Below are 17498 nucleotides of genomic sequence, written 5' to 3'. Positions count from 1 at the left end.
GACCGCGCGGCGCCCTCGAATCCCGAGCCGCCCCGGCGGCCGGACCGTCAGCCCTCGAGTGCGGCATCGAGCGGGTCCGTGAGGTCCTCGACGCGGGTGGGCTCCAGGCGCTCCCCGTCGAGGAAGAAGGTGGGAGTGCTCGTCACACCGAGCGCCTCGGCATCGGCAGCACTCTGCTCGATGCGCTCGAGGGTGGCCGGATCGTCGTAGACCTGCTCGAAGCGATCCATGTCGAGTCCGAGCTCCTCGGCATACCCGAAGAACGCCTCCCGCTGGGACGTCTCCTGGTGACTCCACTCGGCCGCGTTGTCGAACAGCGCCTTGTACATGGCTTCGAACTCGCCCTGCTCTCCGGCGGCCTCAGCCGCCTTGGCGGCTTCAACGGAGTTGCCGTGCAAGGGCAGGTAGCGGACCACGAAGGTCACCCGGTCGCCGTATTCGGCACGAATCTCTTCGACCGCGGGATACAGGGATAGACAGGCTTCACATTCGAAGTCGAGGTACTCCACGAAGACGGCATCGCCACCTTCCGAAAGCCGCGGGCTGTCCTCTCGAACGAGCTGACCCGTCGCGGTTCCCGTGGCCTCCGAGGGTGCCGTCTGATCTTCCTTGGGGTCGAGAAAGATCACGAACCCCGCGAAGACCAGGGCGGCTACGGCGATCAGCCCCAATGTGAGCTTGACACTCCTGCTCATGCGGGTCCTCCTGTGGTCGTCGGCTTTCGCAAATCGTCTCGGACGTGGCTGGGTGACTCCTGCGCAGCGGCGTGGCTGCGTGTCCGGGCGGCGCGCATTCCGTTGGCAATGACGGCCACCTCGGCGACCTCATGGACCAGGACGACCGCAGCGAGACCGAGGACTCCACTCAGTGCGAGGGGGAGGAGCACGACGATGATCAACAGCGACAGGGCAATGTTCTGGGTGATGATGCGCCGTCCACGACGTGCATGGTCGAAGGCGGCCGGGAGGAGGCGCAGGTCGTGCCCGGTGAATGCGATGTCGGCCGACTCAATGGCTGCATCCGAACCGGTGGCGCCCATCGCTATCCCGATGTCCGCGGCGGCCAGTGCTGGGGCGTCGTTGATGCCGTCACCAATCATCGCCACCGGAGCAGTGCGGGAGAGCTCGCTGATCGCGGCAGCTTTATCCTCGGGGCGCAGCGCGGCCCGGACGTCGCTGATCCCGGCCTGGGTTGCGAGGGCTTGCGCGGTGCGCAGGTTGTCTCCGGTGAGCATGGTGATCCCGATGCCTCGGTCGCTGAGGGTGCGGATCACCTCGGGAACTTCCGGCCGCAGCTCATCGCGTACTCCGATCGCCCCGACCGGCTCATGCTCGTGGTGCACGATGACCACGGTCATGCCCTGAGTCTCGAGTTCCTCTACTCGCTCCGCGAGTGCGCCCGATGCCAGCCAGCGCGGGCTTCCGACCGTGATCACGGCTCCGCCCACGACTCCCTGGATTCCCTGACCAGCCAGCTCCGTCACTTCGGTCGCCTTCGGTGCTTCGGGTGCAGCGGCGGTGATCGCGGCTGCCAGCGGGTGGGTACTGTGCTGCTCGAGCGCGGCCGCCCAGGCCACTACCTCGCTTTCGACTGCATCGGCAGTGAGGACGGCGGTGACGGTCGGCTGATTACGAGTCAGGGTGCCTGTCTTATCGAGAGCGACGTGGCGGATGCCGCCAAAGCGTTCGAAGATCGCACCGGACTTGATGACCACCCCGAACTTGCTGGCCGAGCCGATCGCCGCGACCACGGTGATCGGTACGGAAATCGCTAGCGCGCACGGCGATGCGGCGACCAGGACCACCAGTGCGCGGGTGATCCACAACTCCGGATCGCCGAGTATCGATCCGATCAGCGCGACCAAGGTCGCAAGGATCAGCACCCCGGGAACCAAAGGGCGGGCGATGCGGTCGGCGAGACGGGCGCGGTCGCCCTTTTCGGCTTGGGCCTGCTCGACCAGCTCCACGATAGTGGTCAGCGAGTTGTCCGTCCCCGCTGCGGTCGCCTCGACCTCGAGAGCTCCGGCGTTGTTGATCGCCCCTGCCGAAACCGCATCGCCAGGTTCGACCTCGACGGGAATCGACTCCCCGGTGATCGCGGAAGTGTCCAGACTGCTGTGCCCTGAGCGCACAATCCCGTCGGTCGCGATCCGCTCACCGGCGCGCACCAGCATCACCTGACCCGCTGTCAGCTCCCGTGCGGCGATCGAAGTCCACGCACCGTCGATGGAGACGGACGCGGTGTCGGGGACCAGCTTCAACAGGGCCCGCAGCCCGCCACGGGCCCGGTCCATCGCCTTATCCTCCAGCGCTTCGGCGATCGAGTAGAGGAACGCCAGTGCCGCGGCTTCCTCGACGTAGCCCAGGATCACCGCACCGACCGCGCTGATCGTCATCAGCAGACTGATGCCGAGCCTGCCCTTGAGCAGTGCCCGGATCGCGCCGGGCGTGAACGTTGAGGCGCCTAGAAGCAGGCCACTCCAGAAAAACGCAAGGGCGGGTATCTCCGCGCCGGACCACTCACAAAGGAGGCCAGTAAGAAACGCGATCCCGGAGAGCACGGGAAGGAGCACCTCGCGGTCCTTCCACCAGGGCCCGTCACCGTCGTCGTGATCGTCGACGTCGACGCTGTTCACCTGCGGATCCGTCACCGCGCTCACGCGAGAGCCCCCGCATCGCAGCAGCCCGGGACCGGGCAAGCAGGATTGAGGCACACGGCACTCTCATCGACCGCGAGAGTCACCTCGACCAGCGCGTTCAAGGCCGCGGTGAGGTGCGGATCGGAGATTTCATACCGGGTCTGCCGTCCCTCCGGCTCGGCGACCACGATCCCAAAGTCCCGTAGACAACTTAGATGGTTCGATACGTTCGACCGCGTCAACTCAAGCTCGCGTGAGAGCACTGCTGGATAGCTCGGAGCCTCCAGAAGTGTCAGCAAGATTCGTGACCGCGTCGGATCTGCCATCGCACGGCCCAGGCGGTTCATGATGTCCAAACGAGAAGCAATAGTCAGCACAGGCTGACCATACAGTAGTCGCTGACCACTATGGAAGATCATGGCCGGAGCCAGGGTTCCCGCACCGGCCTCTCCACTGCTGCCGGTGCGTAACCGTGCATCAGTCCCCGTCAATGCAGGGCAGGACGATCATGTAGGTCACAGCGATAGAGCTAGACCTTCGAGTCGACTGGAAGGTCTAGCCTTCGGTGGTGCGAATCTCCGAGGTCGCAGCCCGGTCGGGTGTTCCCGCGACCACGCTGCGCTACTACGACACCATCGGTCTCATTGGGGCCCGCCGGGAAGCCAACGGGTACCGGTCCTATGACGACACCGTGTTAGAGCGCCTGGCCTTCATCGAGGCGGCCAAAGCCCTGTCACTGCCGCTCACCGAGATCGCGGGCCTGCTGGTCGTGGTCGAGGAGGAAACCTGCACGCAGGTCCGTGAGGCCCTGGCTCCCCGGCTGGCCGACCGCCTCCGAGAGGTCGATGAGCACCTCGCGGCGCTACAGCGGCTGCGGAATCAACTCGACTCTGCGAACCAGCGCGTCACCGCATGCCCGGACAGCGGCGCCGCGTGCCGCAGCGAATGCATCCTCCTAGATGACCGCCACCAGCCCTGTACCTCCCGTGATGCCCACGAAGGAGATCCCCGACTGTGAATCGCCTTGTCTCCTGGTGGGACACCCACCAGATCACCCTGTACCTGGCCGCTATCGCAGCCGGCGCCACACTTGGACTGGCTGCGCCAGGGCTCGCGCCGACGTTGGAGCACTCCATCGAGCCGGTGTTGATGCTGCTGCTGTTCGCCACGTTCCTGAGCGTGCCCCTGATCGAACTCGGCCAGGCATTCCGCGACCGGAGGTTCTTAGGCACCGTGCTCGTGGCGAACTTCGCGATCGTGCCGCTGCTGGCCTGGGCGCTATCACGGTTCGTCGCGGACGACCAAGGGCTCCTGCTCGGCGTGCTTCTGGTGCTGCTGACCCCATGCATCGACTACGTCATCGTCTTCACAGGCCTGGCTGGCGGAGCGCACGCGAAACTGCTGGCAGCAGCGCCCTTGCTGATGCTCCTCCAACTGGCGTTGTTGCCGCTGTACCTGTTCGTTTTCGCGGGCCGCGAGGTCGTCGGCGTGATCGACGTGGCCCCGTTTGTGGAAGCGTCCGTGCTGCTGATCGTGGTGCCGCTGGCCGCGGCGACGGCCGTGCAGGCGCTGGCGCGCCGTCACCAGTCGGGCCGAGCCATCGAAGGCGCAATGGCGCGGGCCATGGTTCCGCTGATGATGATCACCCTCGCGACCGTGATCGGTTCCCAGATCGCTGCGGTCGGCTCGCAGATCGGGACCCTGGCACGCCTCCTCCCCCTCTACACCGGATTCGTCGTTGGGGCTGTTCTCATCGGTGCGGTTGCCTCAAGAGCCACGAGGCTGGATACGCCATCGACGCGGGCGGTGATGTTCTCCGTCTCCACCCGCAACTCCCTGGTCGTCCTTCCCCTCGCACTGGCCCTCCCAGACGCATTTGCGATCGCGCCACTCGCAGTTGTCACCCAGACCCTGGTCGAACTCATCGCCATGGTCATCCTCGTCCGAATCGTGCCCGCAATCGTCCCGGGGACCAAAGAAACGGCCGTCCCGTAACCGACTGCCTCGAACTTGAGCGCTCTGTCCCCGCCGGGACTTTCGTGACAGACCTGCCTGCCATGCAGCGCCGAACACCTCAACAGGACATCCGGAAGACCTACTCCCTGGCCAACCGAGCACCTGCGGCACGAGATCCGAACACCTTCGCGCGAGGGTCGGCCGCGAGAACAATGCTCAACCGAACGATACCGTCCCCCGGCAATCTGAGTGCGAGTGGCCAGGCGAGCCGTTGCGGCAAACCTGCGGACGGGTTCAGGTCTGTCGCAGCACGGTCTGCGCTGAGTGCTTGCCCCGGGTCGTAGCGATCCGGGGCATGCGCGGTACCGCTTCGCGTCCGACAGGTGAGTCTGCGTGCCTAGAAGTCCCAGTCGTCGTCGCTGGTGTGCTCGGCCTTGCCGATGATGTACGACGATCCGCTTCCGCTGAAGAAGTCGTGGTTCTCGTCGGCGCTGGGGGCGAGGGCGGCGAGGATCTCTGGGCTGACTGACGTCTCCTCGGCGGTGAACCGTGCCGGGTAGCCGAGGTTCATGAGGGATTTGTTCGCGTTGTAGCGCACGAAGGCGGCGACGTCGCCCATCAGGCCGAGGGGTTCGTAGAGCTCGCCTGAGTAGTCGAGCTCGAGGTCGTAGAGCTCTTCGAGCAGGGTGTACGTGAACTCCTTCATCTCGTCGCGGCGGTTGGGGTGAGCCTCGAGGCCGCGCTGGTACTTGTAGCCCGAGTAGTAGCCGTGCACGGCCTTGTCGCGCAGGATGAGTCGGATCATGTCGGCGGTGTTGGTCAGGGTGGCGTGCACGGAGAAGTGCAGCGGCAGGTAGAAGCCGGCGTAGAGCAGAAGGCTGGAGAGCAGGGTGGAGGACACCTTCCGCTTTAACGGGTCGGGCCCGTAGTAGTACTGGAGCACCTTCTTGCATCGCGCTTGAAGCAGGTCGTTTCCGATCGCCCAGCGGTAGGCCTCATCGATCTCTCGGGTACTGGTCAGGGTCGAGAACACCGAGGAGTACGAGCGGGCGTGGACGGACTGCATGAAGGCGATGTTGGTGTAGACGGCTTCCTCGTGCTCTGTGCGGGCGTCCTGGATCTGGCAGATCTCCCCGACGGTGGCCTGCACGGTGTCGAGCATGGTAAGGCCGGTGAAGACTCGCATGGTGAGGGTTCGTTCATGGGGCGCGAGTGCTTGCCAGGCCTGGTGGTCGTTGGACAGGGGCACCTTCTCGGGCAGCCAGAAGTTCGCGGTCAGGCGGTTCCAGATCTCGAGGTCCTTCTCGTCGCTCACGCGGTTCCAGTTGATCGGACGCAGCGGTGCGCTGGGGTCGTGTCGGTATGCCGGAGGGGTGATGGAGCCTTCTACGGCTGTTGTGGCGGTCATGCTGTTCTCCTCTGTTCGTTGTTCTTGTCGTTCGTCGTGGCTGTCCGTTGCCAGAACAGGTCGAGCCCTTCGTTCACGCACTCAATATCGCGCTGGGTGCCCAGGAGTTCGAAGCGATAGAGCTCTGGGACACCGCACTTTCGGGAGATGACTGGGCCGGCGAGGCAGTAGTGCTCGCCGAAGTTGGTGTTGCCTGCGGTGATCACCCCGCGCAGCAGCGCACGGTTGGCGGGATCGTTGAGGAAGGCGATGACCTGCTTCGGCACGGCCCCGGCCTGCTCGCCGCCGCCGTAGGTGGGGACCACCAGAACGAAGGGGCGGCACACGCGGACCATCCCCTCGACACGGGGGCGGAGCGGGATCCGCACCGCAGGCCGCCCCAGCCTCTCCACGAAACGCAGCGTGTTCTCGGAGACGCTGGAGAAGAACACGAGATCTGCTGACTCCTGTGGCGTCAGGTCACGTGTTCCGAGTCCCGGTGCTGCGCGCTCGATGCCTGCCGTCATCGATCCCTCCTTCGTCGTCGTCCCATCCGACTGACCTCGAACTACTAGATGTTGGGTCTGCACTCCGCGGGGGTGACACATGTAGTTATATCAGTCCTGGCAGCCCTCGACCATACGCCACGCCGGGTTTGCAACTTCGGCATACCGAACCATACGATCTGAGGGTCCGGAAGTGGCCACGCCTGTGGCCGCGAACGAAGAGAGGTCGCCGATGCACATGCGAGGACGATGGAAGGCTGCGCTCGGCGCAGTCGTTGCGAGTGCGGCGCTGGTGCTCACCGGCTGCTCCGCTGGGGCCAGGCCGGATGCTGCCGACGACGGAGAGAAGCCGGTGGTGTTGACGACGTTCACCGTGCTGGAGGACATCGCGGAGAATGTTGCGGGCGACCACCTCGTGGTCGAGTCGATCACGAAGCCTGGCGCGGAGATCCACGGGTACGAGCCGACGCCGGGAGACATCCGGAAGGCCTCGGATGCCGACCTGATCCTGGACAACGGCTTGAACCTGGAGGTGTGGTTCGGCCAGTTCGTCGAGGAAGTCGATGTGCCTCATGTCGTGGTCTCGGAGGGGATCGATCCCATCGACATCGCGGGGGACGCCTACGCGGGCAAGCCCAACCCGCACGCCTGGATGAGCCCGAAGAACGTGCAGGTCTACGTCGACAACATGGTCGCGGCGTTCAGCGATCTCGACCCGGAACACGCTGAGGACTACGAGAGGAACGGGGAGACCTACAAGCAGCAGCTCCAGCAGGTCCAAGATGACCTGACGGGCGAGCTCGAAAGTCTTCCGACCAGCCAGAGAGCGCTGGTGACCTGCGAGGGCGCATTCTCCTACCTCGCCCGAGATGCCGGGCTGACCGAGAAGTACATCTGGCCCGTCAACGCCGAGCAGCAGGCGACCCCGCAGCAGATCACCTCCGCGATCGAGTTCGTCGACGAGAACGAGGTCCCCGCCGTGTTCTGCGAGTCGACGGTCTCCGACGACCCCATGCAGCAGGTTGTGGGTGCTACGAATGCACGCTTCGGAGGAACGCTGTTCGTGGACTCGCTCTCCGAGGAAGGCGGCCCGGTGCCCACGTACCTGGATCTGATCCGCCACGATGCGGACACCATCACTGCGGGACTCACCGGAGAGGACTCATGACGACAGCGGCGATCGATGTCAAAGGTGTCACCGTCCGCTACGGCGATGTACTCGCCCTCGACGACGTATCTGTTGCGGTGCGGGCGGGTGCGGTGACGGGGCTGATCGGAATGAACGGCTCCGGGAAGTCCACCTTGTTCAAGGCGATCACCGGCATGGTCCGGCCTGACGCAGGCAGCGTCCTGCTGAATGGCGCGCAGCCGGCGCCGGCCAGGCGGCGAGGACTCGTCGGCTACGTCCCCCAGAGCGAGGACGTCGACTGGGCTTTCCCCGTCTCCGTCCGAGACGTTGTGATGATGGGAAGGTACGGCCACCAGGGCTCCACGCGCCGAGTTCGGCCCGCTGACCGCATCGCTGTGGACGAAGCCTTGGAGAGGGTGGAGCTCACGGAGTACGCCGATCGACAGATCGGCCAGCTCTCCGGCGGGCAGAAGAAGCGCGCCTTCGTCGCCCGCGGGATCGCCCAGGACGCACGGATCATGCTGCTGGATGAGCCCTTCGCCGGCGTGGACAAGCGCAGCGAAGCCACCATCGTCGATCTTCTCCGCGCACTCGCTGACGACGGCCGTACCGTCCTGGTCTCCACCCACGACCTCCATGCTCTGCCGCAGCTCGCCGACGACGCCGTGCTGCTGCTGCGAACCATCCTCTTCCACGGCCCGGTGAAAGAGGCCCTCACACCCGAGAGGCTCGCTCTCGCCTTCGGCCTGGACGTTCTGCAGCAGGAGGGTGCCGCATGACCCCGCTCGACTGGCTCCTCGAGCCGCTCTCCTACGACTTCATGACCCGTGCGCTCGTCACGACCGTGATCGCTGCCGTGGTGTGCGCACTGCTGTCGTGCTGGCTGGTGCTCATCGGCTGGTCGCTCATGGGGGACGCCGTCTCTCACGCCGTCCTCCCCGGAGTCGTCATTGCCTACATCCTCGGTGTCCCGTTCGCCATCGGCGCGGTCGTCTTCGGGTTCCTGGCGGTCGGCATGATCGGGCTCGTCCGCGGGACGAGCCGCGTCAAGGAGGACGCCGCCATCGGCATCGTCTTCACCACTCTCTTCGCCCTCGGGCTGGTTCTGATCTCGGTCACACCCAGCCAGACCGACCTCAACCACATCATCTTCGGCAACATCCTCGGCGTCTCCCGCGCAGACCTCGTCCAGATCGCGATCCTGGCTACCGTGGCTCTTGTCACCCTGGTGTTCAAACGCCGCGACCTCACGCTCTACGCCTTCGACCCGACACACGCCCACGCGATCGGCCTGTCTCCCCGATTCCTCGGCGCGCTGCTGCTGGGTCTTCTGGCGCTGACCGCAGTTGCCGCTCTCCAGGTCGTGGGAGTGGTGCTCGTCGTCGCGATGCTCATCATTCCCGGAGCGACGGCCTATCTGCTCACCGACCGCTTCGGGCGGATGCTCGTGATCGCGCCGGTCCTCTCGTCACTCTGTTCCGTGGTCGGGATCTACATCAGCTACTGGGTCGACGCCTCACCCGGCGGCCTCGTCGTCCTCACCCAGGGATGCGCCTTCGCACTCGTCTACCTCATCAGTCCCAAGCACGGCCTGCTCAGCAAGAAGGTCGGAGCTCGCCGGTATCGACGCGATACGGCTCGCCGGCGTGAGGATCAGGTAGGCCCCGCAGAGACGTAGAGGGCATCTGTCGCAGAGCGTCCCAGCAACGTTGGCGAACCCACTTCTCCAGAACGAACTTCCAGCGCATCGGAGAACGGCGCTCCCGCCGCGACCACAAGCGTGACCCCGACTCCGATGCCCTGGGACTCGAAGAACTGCAACATCGCCGGGTCCGTGTCCGAGATCCGCTCGACCACAAACCTGCCCTCCGCTCCGACGTCGGTGAGACGCCGCGCATCAGGCACGGTCACTGTTCCGTCCGCTGCAGGGATTGGATCACCGTGCGGGTCACGCCGGGGGCGACCCAGAACGTCATCGATCCTCTCCACCATCAAGTCCGAGACGGCGTGCTCGAGCTGCTCGGCCTCCTCGTGGACCTCGTCCCACCGATACCCGAGGGTCTCCACCAGAAACGTCTCGATCAAGCGATGCCGCCGCACCATCACCAGCGCGTACGAACGACCGACCTCCGTCAACTCGACCGAGCCATACCTCGCGTGAGACAGAAGACCCTGCTCAGTCAGCTTCCGCACCGCATCCGAAGCGGACGACAGGGCAACACCGGTCCGCTGCGCGATGAGCTTCAACGTCACTGGCTCGTCACTCCACTCGGACAACCCCCAGATCGCCTTCAGATAGTTCTGGGCACTCGCAGACAGCTCATCGACGGACATGGCACGACGATAGCCTCGAATCTTCAACTTAGCTATATAGAACTCGAGGCTTCGGCGTGCCACGGACTCACGTAGTAGGCATCGACCGTGAGGTGCGTCCCGGGCCCGCGCCTCATCCGGCACTGACGCAGAACCCTGAGAACAATGCTCAGCCGAATGAATCTCTCCCCCGGCAACGGAGATGGGCTGCTGCGCTCCTACGTCGCCACGAGCGATGACCGGGCAGCTCAGTGGGAGCCGACCTACAGCATCGCGCCGCGCACGAAGGCTCCCGTGGTGCGCGAGTTCGTCGACGAGGACGGAGCGTCACACCGCACCCTCGAGCTCGCCCGTTGGGGGTTGCACCCGGCGTGGGCGAAGGACAAGGGACCTCGGCCGATCAACGCGCGCCTGGAGACCGTGAGCAGCAACGGGATGTTCCGCGGCGCGTTCTCGAGCGCCCGGGCCGTGATCCCAATGACCGGCTACTTCGAGTGGGTCGAGGCTGCCGACGGCGGGAAGGATCCGTTCTTCATCCATCACCCTGACGGGGAGCTGCTGCACGCCGCTGGTCTCACGGCCGCCAGGAAGGACGAGAGCGACGCGTGGGACGTGTCCTTCACGGTGATCACGCGCGAGGCGCGGGATGCCGGCGGCGAGGTCCACGACCGGATGCCGACCTTCCTGACCGAGGACGCGATCGAGGAGTGGCTCTCCCCCGGGAAGCTCGAGGCCGACCAGAAGGCGCCGCTGCTCGCGCAGCTCGAGGACGTCTCGTCCACGATCGCGGGGCAGCTCGTCACCCGCCCCCTAGATCGGCAGGTCAACAGCGTCCGCGGCCTGGACCGCTCCGATCCTTCCCTGATCGCACCGATCTGACCTCGAGCACAACTGATCGAACGGAGCAGAAGCCATGGCCACACCCGAAGGGTTCTCCGGTCCGCATAGGGTGCTGACCGGCGAGGATGCGAAGGCGATGGGGCAGGAGATCGCCCGCGCGGCCGGCCGACCGGAGGCCCAGAGCGCCGGCCTCCGACCCGGCCGCATACAGCCGAGCGACGGACCCTCCGCCAGCCCTCGCCGCGGCGAGCTCAACGGCTCTTGATCGTGCAGTAGGCCTGCACGGCGATATCGACGCCGGTATCCGCCGCCCGCCGGCGTCTCGTTCCCCATAGGGTGTCAGCGTGAACACTCCTGCTCGACCGCCACGCTTCATCTATGTCGATGACTCTGGCGCCGAGCACACGGGCTTCGCCACCTATAGCTGGGTCACCGTTGCATTCGACCACTGGCGCCAGGCCCTCAGTGACGTCCTCTCCTGGCGTGCCCACCTCACCAGTACCTACGGCATCCCCAAGAACTACGAGCTGCACGCAACACAGTTCGCAAATGGACGTGGAAACCCGTCCTTGGACGACACCTGGAACCGCCGGAAGGCGAATCGCTCAGCCGTGCTCGACGAGACCTTCGATCGCTTCGCCACCTGGGACTGGATGGCTGTCGGGACGATCTACTCCAACTCCACGAGCCACCGCGAGAGCTTCAAGAAGAAGCGCCACCGGGTCTACAGCCACCTCATCCACCATCTCGACGAGCAGCTCCGCAACGCCGACGAGTGGGGAACTCTAGTCATGGATGGCGACGGCTCCGACACTAGCTACATATCCGCGCACCGCGAGCTCCCCCTCGAGACGCGCTCCTTGCTCGAGGACCCCTCGTTCCAGAGTTCAAGCCGCAGCCAATGGGTTCAGATTGCAGATCTCGTTGCTTACGCCGCCTATCAGGACGTTGCCCGAATCCCCGAGAAGCAGTTCGCCTGGCCGTGGTACCCCAAGCTCGCATCGCTCAGCGCCACCACCATCAGCGTCTGACCCAAAAAGAAGCAGGACCCGTTGACCAACGTACGTTGGGCGGGTCCGCAGGTCCGAGTATACCCACGCTTCGACGGCCCGTCCACCCCGCAGGAGACCACCCGGTGCCCTCGACGCCAGGTTGAAGCAGAGCCGCCGCGCGCGACAGATTGATGCTGTGCGGTCACACGACCCCCGGGAACCCGCGGTAGAGGGATGTGGGTGTCGTCGAGGCACCACGTCCACCGTGACCCGAACGGAGATCCGATGTGCCAGTCCCAAGCCGAAGGGGGACGACGCTGCTACGCGCATCAACGCCAGCGCGTCGACAAGCTCGAGCAGCGGCTCGCCGAGACCTCACCCGACACCGCCGAGCACGAGGAGATCACCTCGCGCCTGGAGACCGCCCGGGCCGATCTGATCCAGACCCGCACCGGGCTCCAGGAGCACATCACCGAGCGGACCGCCGCAGGCGGCTCCTACGACGCCGAGCAGCTCACCGCGAACATCAACCGCTACGTCGCTGACTCCCCCACCGGGAAGCCGCTCACGCTGCCCGGAGGATCGTTCCGCGTCGTGCGCGCACACACCTCGCATGGGCACACCGTTCTTGAGGTCACCGGTCCGACATCCGCACGGTCCTACAGCAGTGGGCTCGCGGAGCGGTACACCCAGGACGCCGCGGGGAAGCAGGTCACCAGGGCCACCCCCACTGAGCTCCAACGCGACTTCCACACGATGCTCGTGCTAGCGGACGGCCGCGCCGGCGCGGCCGTCCGCCACAGTGGCGAGATCTCGGCGGTGTACTCCGACGGCAGCAGCCGCGGCGCGACGCGTGCCCTGCTGCCCATCGCAGCAGAGCGCGGTGGGACACACCTCGAGTGCTTCGACACGTTCCTGCCGAAGATCTACGCCCGAAGCGGCTTCGTCAAGGTCGCCTCGATCCCCTTCAACCGAGAATTCGCGCCCGACGGCTGGGACTATTCGGCCATGAGCAGGGTCGCCCCACCTCGCGGAGAACCCGATATCACCTTCATGGTGACGCAGGACCAATACGAGAAACTCGGCCGCCCCGAACCGAGATCGTTCCAGGACTACGATGAAGCCGACGAGTACACCAGAACAGGACACACGTCATGAGCGCTGCTGACCAGATGACCACCTACCCCGACTTCGTGACCGACGCCGACCGGCACGCCTGGGATGAGCTCACCCCTGACCGGAAGCAGCAGTACCTCGATGCCGTGGACTACGTCCGCGCCGAGTACCCCGATGAGGAACTGTCCGTGGCCCTCATCGGCACGGTCCTCTCCTTCGGCGGCTGACCCCGCCTCTCGACTGTCCGGGCCCCGCGGTTCCCCCTGACCGCGGGGCCCGGCGCTGTCTACTTCGCTCCGTCGCGCACTGCCGCCGCACGCAGCACCTCGAACGCCTCGTCGAGCGTGCTCGCCCCCGCCATCTCCAGCAGCTCGGCGGCGCCGGCAGGGCCCTCGTCCGAGGCTCTCTGGATCCGCGCCCCTGGTGGCACGGGAAGCTCCCCACGCTCGGCCCGCTCCGCAAGGGCCGCCAGCCGTTCGTCATCCTCGTGCTCGTCCATCGCATGCCTCCTCGATGCTGGTGGTCCTTGAACGCTACTCGTACGGATCGGGAATTCGCCAAGCATTTGCACAGTCCCCGTCACGCAGAACCCCTCATCATGCGTTCGCCGTTCTGTACGCTGAACGCAATATCTACCCAGGAGGACACGCAGCATGGCCCGCAAGACTCGCATCGTCCTGACCGACGACCTCGACGGCTCCGCAGCCACCTCGACGATCGGCTTCGCCCTCGACGGCGTCACCTACGAGATCGATCTCAACGACGAGAACGCGCAGAAGCTCCGCGACGAGTTCGCGGCATGGGTGGAGCATGCACGGCGCGTCGGGGGCCGCGCCCGACGAGGCACCTCCCGCGGGCGCAGCGACGAGACGAGGCGGATCCGCGAGTGGGCGCAGGCCAACGGGTACGCGATCGGCGACCGCGGCCGCGTCTCCGCAGAGATCCGTGAGGCCTACACCGCCGCCAGCTGAGCCCGTCCCTCACGCGCTGATCGGAGTCGGCCGTCCCCGCGGATCAGGAAGAGTGTCCCCAGCGGTCACATGAGCCCGCCCTAGCCGCGGTAACAGGGTGACCATCCACCGGACGAAGGACACAACGATGCCCAGCCCCAGCAGCCTCGAGGAGGGGTAGCACCGATGTACCTCCTCACGCCCCAGCTCTGGCCGGCCCTCGCCCTCTTCCTCCTGCTCGCGCTGCCGATGGTCGTCACCGATGCACGCGAGTCCCGGCTGCCTCTGCCGCTGAATCTCGGCCTGCTCGGCACCGGCGCCGTCGCACTCCCGATCACCGCGGTCTGGGTTGGCTTCGACCATCTGATCTGGGCGGCCGTCACCTGCGCGATCGCCACCGTCTTGATGCTGGTCCTGTTCGTCATCTCGCGCGGCGGCCTCGGCTTCGGCGACGTCATCCTCGTCGCCGCCCTCGCCCTCTACAGCGGCTTCGTCTCCCCGCTGATGATGCTCGCTGGCATCTGGCTGGGCTGCATCGGCACTCTGGGATGGATCCTCGTTCGGCGTCGACGAGGCATCCGCGGACACATCCCCTTCGGTCCCGGCCTGATCCTGGGAACCCTGCTCGTCCTCGTGGTTCCTGTGGCCACTGCCTGACCTACGAACCTACGAGGTTACGAACCTACGAGGGTCGCGAACGTCGTCCCCGTTACCTTGTGAGCACCCCGATGGACGGGGTCTGGTCGCTCGGCCGGGTATGGCTTTGTTGCCCTGCCATTGATGGTCCGGGGGGTGTTGCCGCCCGGTCGAGAGACACGCGTTGACCGCTGATAGGGACACGGCCCAGCTCTGTCTGAGGTCTCTTCGTAACGTGGGTGCCGGCATCGGGTGTCGAGACTGCGGCCAGCAGTGATGCGGAGGACAGCGTCATGAACACAGGGTTCGCGGTCGTGATCGGCCTGGACGTCGGGAAGACAGCTCACCACGCGTGCGCACTCGACCCGGAGGGGAACAAGCTGTTCGACAAGCCCCTCCCGCAGGACGAGACCAAACTTCGCGAGCTGTTCACCCAGCTGCAGAACCACGGCGAAGTGCTGATGGTGGTCGATCAGCCGAACACCATCGGAGCGTTGCCGATCGCGGTGGCCCGGGATACCGGCTGCACAGTCGCCTACCTTCCCGGATTGGCGATGCGGAAGGCCGCGGATCTGTATCCGGGCAGGTCAAAGACTGATGCGCGGGATGCTTTCATCATCGCCGACACGGCCCGCACCATGCCTCACACCCTCCGGCAGGTCGATCGTGACAGCGAGGTCCTCTCCGCGCTGAAGGTTCTGGCCGGGTTCGATGAGGACCTCGCTCACGAGACCACAAGGGCGCTGAACCGGATCCGGTCCCTGCTCACCCAGATCCACCCCGCGCTCGAGCGCGTCTTCGCAGGCGGGACCCTCTCGACCGGACTCGTGCTGGACCTGCTGGAGAAGTTCGGCGGCCCCACCGGCCTCCGAAGTGCCGGCCGAAGGAAGGTGCTGCGGTTCGCCCGCGCGCATTCACGCCGCGACCCCGAGACGCTGGTCGAGCAGATCTTCACAGCCCTTAGCGAGCAGACCGTCATCGTGCCCGCCACCGCAGCGGTTGAGCTGGTGATCCCCCGAGTCGCTGGCCAGGTTAAAGAGCTGAAAGAACAGCGCGCGACCGTGGCCCACGAAGTGGAGGGCATGCTGGAGGACTTCCCTCTCGCCTCGGTCTTGATGAGCATGCCGGGGATCGGCATCAAGACCGCCGCCCAGATCCTCCTCGCGATCGGTGATGGCTCCGCGTTTGAGTCCGCCAGCCACCTCGCGGCCTATGCCGGGATCGCGCCGGTCACCCGCAGATCAGGCACCTCGATCCGCGGAGAGTTCCCCGCCCGGTCAGGGAACAAACGCCTGAAGAACGCCCTGTTCTACTCCGCCTGGGTCGCCTCCAACCACGACCCCATCTCCAAGGCCTACTACGATCGCAAACGCGCCGAAGGCAAACGGCACAACGCCGCCGTGATCTGCCTAGCCCGCCGCCGCTGCAACGTCATCTACGCCATGCTCCGCGACGGCACCTACTACCAGCCACCGACAACCGCCCCTACCCCCGAGCCGACCGCTCTCGCGGCTTGACTCGAAACATAGGGACACCCGTTACCTTGTGAGCACCCCGATGGACGGGGTCTGGTCGCTCGGCCGGGTATGGCTTTGTTGCCCTGCCATTGATGGTCCGGGGGGTGTTGCCGCCCGGTCGAGAGACACGCGTTGACCGCTGATAGGGACACGGCCCAGCTCTGTCTGAGGTCTCTTCGTAACGTGGGTGCCGGCATCGGGTGTCGAGACTGCGGCCAGCAGTGATGCGGAGGACAGCGTCATGAACACAGGGTTCGCGGTCGTGATCGGCCTGGACGTCGGGAAGACAGCTCACCACGCGTGCGCACTCGACCCGGAGGGGAACAAGCTGTTCGACAAGCCCCTCCCGCAGGACGAGACCAAACTTCGCGAGCTGTTCACCCAGCTGCAGAACCACGGCGAAGTGCTGATGGTGGTCGATCAGCCGAACACCATCGGAGCGTTGCCGATCGCGGTGGCCCGGGATACCGGCTGCACAGTCGCCTACCTTCCCGGATTGGCGATGCGGAAGGCCGCGGATCTGTATCCGGGCAGGTCAAAGACTGATGCGCGGGATGCTTTCATCATCGCCGACACGGCCCGCACCATGCCTCACACCCTCCGGCAGGTCGATCGTGACAGCGAGGTCCTCTCCGCGCTGAAGGTTCTGGCCGGGTTCGATGAGGACCTCGCTCACGAGACCACAAGGGCGCTGAACCGGATCCGGTCCCTGCTCACCCAGATCCACCCCGCGCTCGAGCGCGTCTTCGCAGGCGGGAAGCTTTCCACTGGGCTCGTGCTGGACCTGCTGGAGAAGTTCGGCGGCCCCACCGGCCTCCGAAGTGCCGGCCGAGGGAAGGTGCTGCGGTTCGCCCGCGCGCATTCACGCCGCGACCCCGAGACGCTGGTCGAGCAGATCTTCACAGCCCTTAGCGAGCAGACCGTCATCGTGCCCGCCACCGCAGCGGTTGAGCTGGTGATCCCCCGAGTCGCTGGCCAGGTTAAAGAGCTGAAAGAACAGCGCGCGACCGTGGCCCACGAAGTGGAGGGCATGCTGGAGGACTTCCCTCTCGCCTCGGTCTTGATGAGCATGCCGGGGATCGGCATCAAGACCGCCGCCCAGATCCTCCTCGCGATCGGTGATGGCTCCGCGTTTGAGTCCGCCAGCCACCTCGCGGCCTATGCCGGGATCGCGCCGGTCACCCGCAGATCAGGCACCTCGATCCGCGGAGAGTTCCCCGCCCGGTCAGGGAACAAACGCCTGAAGAACGCCCTGTTCTACTCCGCCTGGGTCGCCTCCAACCACGACCCCATCTCCAAGGCCTACTACGATCGCAAACGCGCCGAAGGCAAACGGCACAACGCCGCCGTGATCTGCCTAGCCCGCCGCCGCTGCAACGTCATCTACGCCATGCTCCGCGACGGCACCTACTACCAGCCACCGACAACCGCCCCTACCCCCGAGCCGACCGCTCTCGCGGCTTGACTCGAAACATAGGGACACCCCCCCCCGGCCAGGGCCGACGCCTCTGACCAGAG

Annotated in this window: 21 protein-coding genes; 14 read left to right on the top strand and 7 right to left on the bottom strand. The window is 65.8% G+C overall.

Annotated features, from left to right (window positions below):
- Positions 1 to 47: 47 nt before the first annotated feature.
- The 3 genes from R3I40_RS00965 to cmtR are packed head-to-tail and all read right to left on the bottom strand — an operon-like array spanning position 48 to position 3015.
- Positions 48 to 695 carry a DsbA family protein gene (locus tag R3I40_RS00965; protein ID WP_239376761.1) on the bottom strand — a complete coding sequence of 216 codons (648 nt, stop codon included), beginning with the start codon at positions 693 to 695 and terminating at the stop codon, positions 48 to 50.
- On the bottom strand, positions 692 to 2698 hold the full coding sequence (locus R3I40_RS00960) for a heavy metal translocating P-type ATPase (RefSeq protein WP_239376759.1): 2007 nt from the start codon (positions 2696 to 2698) through the stop codon (positions 692 to 694). The genes R3I40_RS00965 and R3I40_RS00960 overlap by 4 nt, the downstream gene beginning before the upstream one ends.
- On the bottom strand, positions 2656 to 3015 hold the full coding sequence (gene cmtR / locus R3I40_RS00955) for a Cd(II)/Pb(II)-sensing metalloregulatory transcriptional regulator CmtR (RefSeq protein ID WP_239376757.1): 360 nt from the start codon (positions 3013 to 3015) through the stop codon (positions 2656 to 2658). Before cmtR ends, R3I40_RS00960 begins: the two co-directional genes overlap by 43 nt.
- A gap of 191 nt (positions 3016 to 3206) precedes the next feature.
- On the opposite strand from cmtR, the gene R3I40_RS00950 reads away from it, so the two are divergent.
- Positions 3207 to 3656: a MerR family transcriptional regulator gene (locus tag R3I40_RS00950; RefSeq protein WP_103384714.1), complete on the top strand. Its 450-nt coding sequence runs from the start codon at positions 3207 to 3209 to the stop codon at positions 3654 to 3656.
- On the top strand, positions 3653 to 4633 hold the full coding sequence (locus tag R3I40_RS00945) for an arsenic resistance protein (protein WP_285262448.1): 981 nt from the start codon (positions 3653 to 3655) through the stop codon (positions 4631 to 4633). Before R3I40_RS00950 ends, R3I40_RS00945 begins: the two co-directional genes overlap by 4 nt.
- Positions 4634 to 4991: 358 nt before the next feature.
- On the opposite strand, the gene nrdF is transcribed toward R3I40_RS00945, so the two are convergent.
- Both nrdF and nrdI read right to left on the bottom strand, forming a co-directional pair.
- Entirely contained in the window at positions 4992 to 6002 is a 1011-nt protein-coding gene (gene nrdF / locus R3I40_RS00940; protein WP_102237450.1) for a class 1b ribonucleoside-diphosphate reductase subunit beta, read from the bottom strand.
- Entirely contained in the window at positions 5999 to 6508 is a 510-nt protein-coding gene (gene nrdI, locus R3I40_RS00935; protein WP_106505696.1) for a class Ib ribonucleoside-diphosphate reductase assembly flavoprotein NrdI, read from the bottom strand. Before nrdI ends, nrdF begins: the two co-directional genes overlap by 4 nt.
- Positions 6509 to 6725: 217 nt before the next feature.
- Here nrdI and R3I40_RS00930 point away from each other — a divergent pair, with 217 nt between their 5' ends.
- From R3I40_RS00930 to R3I40_RS00920, 3 genes are read left to right on the top strand one after another with little or no spacing between them, the layout of a single operon-like run.
- Positions 6726 to 7655, top strand: a complete 930-nt coding sequence (locus R3I40_RS00930; RefSeq protein ID WP_199173956.1) for a metal ABC transporter substrate-binding protein — start codon at positions 6726 to 6728, stop codon at positions 7653 to 7655.
- On the top strand, positions 7652 to 8395 hold the full coding sequence (locus tag R3I40_RS00925; RefSeq protein ID WP_239376842.1) for a metal ABC transporter ATP-binding protein: 744 nt from the start codon (positions 7652 to 7654) through the stop codon (positions 8393 to 8395). Before R3I40_RS00930 ends, R3I40_RS00925 begins: the two co-directional genes overlap by 4 nt.
- The gene (locus tag R3I40_RS00920) at positions 8392 to 9294 is read left to right on the top strand and encodes a metal ABC transporter permease (RefSeq protein ID WP_239376841.1); all 903 of its coding nucleotides are present in this window, start codon (positions 8392 to 8394) and stop codon (positions 9292 to 9294) included. Before R3I40_RS00925 ends, R3I40_RS00920 begins: the two co-directional genes overlap by 4 nt.
- On the opposite strand, the gene R3I40_RS00915 is transcribed toward R3I40_RS00920, so the two are convergent.
- Positions 9270 to 9950, bottom strand: coding sequence for a metal-dependent transcriptional regulator (locus tag R3I40_RS00915; protein WP_239376840.1), 681 nt, complete (start codon positions 9948 to 9950; stop codon positions 9270 to 9272). The genes R3I40_RS00920 and R3I40_RS00915 overlap by 25 nt on opposite strands.
- 156 nt (positions 9951 to 10106) lie before the next feature.
- Here R3I40_RS00915 and R3I40_RS00910 point away from each other — a divergent pair, with 156 nt between their 5' ends.
- The 5 genes from R3I40_RS00910 (at position 10107) to R3I40_RS00890 (ending at position 13104) form a co-directional block, all read left to right on the top strand.
- On the top strand, positions 10107 to 10808 hold the full coding sequence (locus R3I40_RS00910; protein WP_239376839.1) for an SOS response-associated peptidase: 702 nt from the start codon (positions 10107 to 10109) through the stop codon (positions 10806 to 10808).
- A 34-nt stretch (positions 10809 to 10842) separates the two neighbouring features.
- Positions 10843 to 11034 (top strand): hypothetical protein, encoded by a 192-nt coding sequence (locus R3I40_RS00905; RefSeq protein ID WP_183376554.1) that lies wholly within the window; start codon positions 10843 to 10845, stop codon positions 11032 to 11034.
- 79 nt (positions 11035 to 11113) lie between these two features.
- On the top strand, positions 11114 to 11800 hold the full coding sequence (locus R3I40_RS00900) for a DUF3800 domain-containing protein (RefSeq protein ID WP_183376552.1): 687 nt from the start codon (positions 11114 to 11116) through the stop codon (positions 11798 to 11800).
- Between the two features lie 246 nt (positions 11801 to 12046).
- Entirely contained in the window at positions 12047 to 12919 is an 873-nt protein-coding gene (locus R3I40_RS00895) for a hypothetical protein (RefSeq protein WP_183376550.1), read from the top strand.
- A complete protein-coding gene (locus R3I40_RS00890; RefSeq protein ID WP_183376549.1) occupies positions 12916 to 13104 on the top strand; it encodes a hypothetical protein in 189 nt (62 codons plus the stop codon). Before R3I40_RS00895 ends, R3I40_RS00890 begins: the two co-directional genes overlap by 4 nt.
- Positions 13105 to 13163: 59 nt before the next feature.
- On the opposite strand, the gene R3I40_RS00885 is transcribed toward R3I40_RS00890, so the two are convergent.
- The gene (locus tag R3I40_RS00885) at positions 13164 to 13376 is read right to left on the bottom strand and encodes a hypothetical protein (RefSeq protein ID WP_183376547.1); all 213 of its coding nucleotides are present in this window, start codon (positions 13374 to 13376) and stop codon (positions 13164 to 13166) included.
- Between the two features lie 154 nt (positions 13377 to 13530).
- Between R3I40_RS00885 and R3I40_RS00880 the strand changes: the two genes are divergently transcribed.
- The 4 genes from R3I40_RS00880 to R3I40_RS00865 all read left to right on the top strand — a co-directional run bounded on the left by R3I40_RS00880 (position 13531) and on the right by R3I40_RS00865 (position 17445).
- Positions 13531 to 13848 (top strand): histone-like nucleoid-structuring protein Lsr2, encoded by a 318-nt coding sequence (locus R3I40_RS00880; RefSeq protein ID WP_183376545.1) that lies wholly within the window; start codon positions 13531 to 13533, stop codon positions 13846 to 13848.
- A gap of 165 nt (positions 13849 to 14013) precedes the next feature.
- Positions 14014 to 14484: a prepilin peptidase gene (locus R3I40_RS00875; protein WP_183376543.1), complete on the top strand. Its 471-nt coding sequence runs from the start codon at positions 14014 to 14016 to the stop codon at positions 14482 to 14484.
- Between the two features lie 272 nt (positions 14485 to 14756).
- Complete coding sequence (locus tag R3I40_RS00870) at positions 14757 to 15980, top strand: IS110 family RNA-guided transposase (RefSeq protein WP_317700043.1); 1224 nt, start codon at positions 14757 to 14759, stop codon at positions 15978 to 15980.
- 241 nt (positions 15981 to 16221) lie between these two features.
- Positions 16222 to 17445: an IS110 family RNA-guided transposase gene (locus R3I40_RS00865; protein WP_317700042.1), complete on the top strand. Its 1224-nt coding sequence runs from the start codon at positions 16222 to 16224 to the stop codon at positions 17443 to 17445.
- Positions 17446 to 17498: the final 53 nt, after the last annotated feature.

The organism is Helcobacillus massiliensis (genome assembly GCF_033106145.1).
Taxonomy (GTDB): Bacteria; Actinomycetota; Actinomycetes; order Actinomycetales; family Dermabacteraceae; genus Helcobacillus; species Helcobacillus massiliensis.
The sequence above is the reverse complement of the archived record's forward strand: the minus strand, read 5'-3'. Positions and strand labels throughout refer to the sequence as shown.

Bases quoted from the DNA above. Each gene is read 5' to 3' on its own strand.
- R3I40_RS00965 (WP_239376761.1), bottom strand. From the start codon at position 695: ATGAGCAGGAGTGTCAAGCTCACATTGGGGCTGATCGCCGTAGCCGCC.
- nrdF (WP_102237450.1), bottom strand. From the start codon at position 6,002: ATGACCGCCACAACAGCCGTAGAAGGCTCCATCACCCCTCCGGCATAC.
- nrdI (WP_106505696.1), bottom strand. From the start codon at position 6,508: ATGACGGCAGGCATCGAGCGCGCAGCACCGGGACTCGGAACACGTGAC.
- R3I40_RS00930 (WP_199173956.1), top strand. From the start codon at position 6,726: ATGCGAGGACGATGGAAGGCTGCGCTCGGCGCAGTCGTTGCGAGTGCG.
- R3I40_RS00925 (WP_239376842.1), top strand. From the start codon at position 7,652: ATGACGACAGCGGCGATCGATGTCAAAGGTGTCACCGTCCGCTACGGC.
- R3I40_RS00920 (WP_239376841.1), top strand. From the start codon at position 8,392: ATGACCCCGCTCGACTGGCTCCTCGAGCCGCTCTCCTACGACTTCATG.
- R3I40_RS00915 (WP_239376840.1), bottom strand. From the start codon at position 9,950: ATGTCCGTCGATGAGCTGTCTGCGAGTGCCCAGAACTATCTGAAGGCG.
- R3I40_RS00910 (WP_239376839.1), top strand. From the start codon at position 10,107: ATGAATCTCTCCCCCGGCAACGGAGATGGGCTGCTGCGCTCCTACGTC.
- R3I40_RS00905 (WP_183376554.1), top strand. From the start codon at position 10,843: ATGGCCACACCCGAAGGGTTCTCCGGTCCGCATAGGGTGCTGACCGGC.
- R3I40_RS00895 (WP_183376550.1), top strand. From the start codon at position 12,047: ATGTGCCAGTCCCAAGCCGAAGGGGGACGACGCTGCTACGCGCATCAA.
- R3I40_RS00890 (WP_183376549.1), top strand. From the start codon at position 12,916: ATGAGCGCTGCTGACCAGATGACCACCTACCCCGACTTCGTGACCGAC.
- R3I40_RS00885 (WP_183376547.1), bottom strand. From the start codon at position 13,376: ATGGACGAGCACGAGGATGACGAACGGCTGGCGGCCCTTGCGGAGCGG.
- R3I40_RS00880 (WP_183376545.1), top strand. From the start codon at position 13,531: ATGGCCCGCAAGACTCGCATCGTCCTGACCGACGACCTCGACGGCTCC.
- R3I40_RS00875 (WP_183376543.1), top strand. From the start codon at position 14,014: ATGTACCTCCTCACGCCCCAGCTCTGGCCGGCCCTCGCCCTCTTCCTC.
- R3I40_RS00870 (WP_317700043.1), top strand. From the start codon at position 14,757: ATGAACACAGGGTTCGCGGTCGTGATCGGCCTGGACGTCGGGAAGACA.
- R3I40_RS00865 (WP_317700042.1), top strand. From the start codon at position 16,222: ATGAACACAGGGTTCGCGGTCGTGATCGGCCTGGACGTCGGGAAGACA.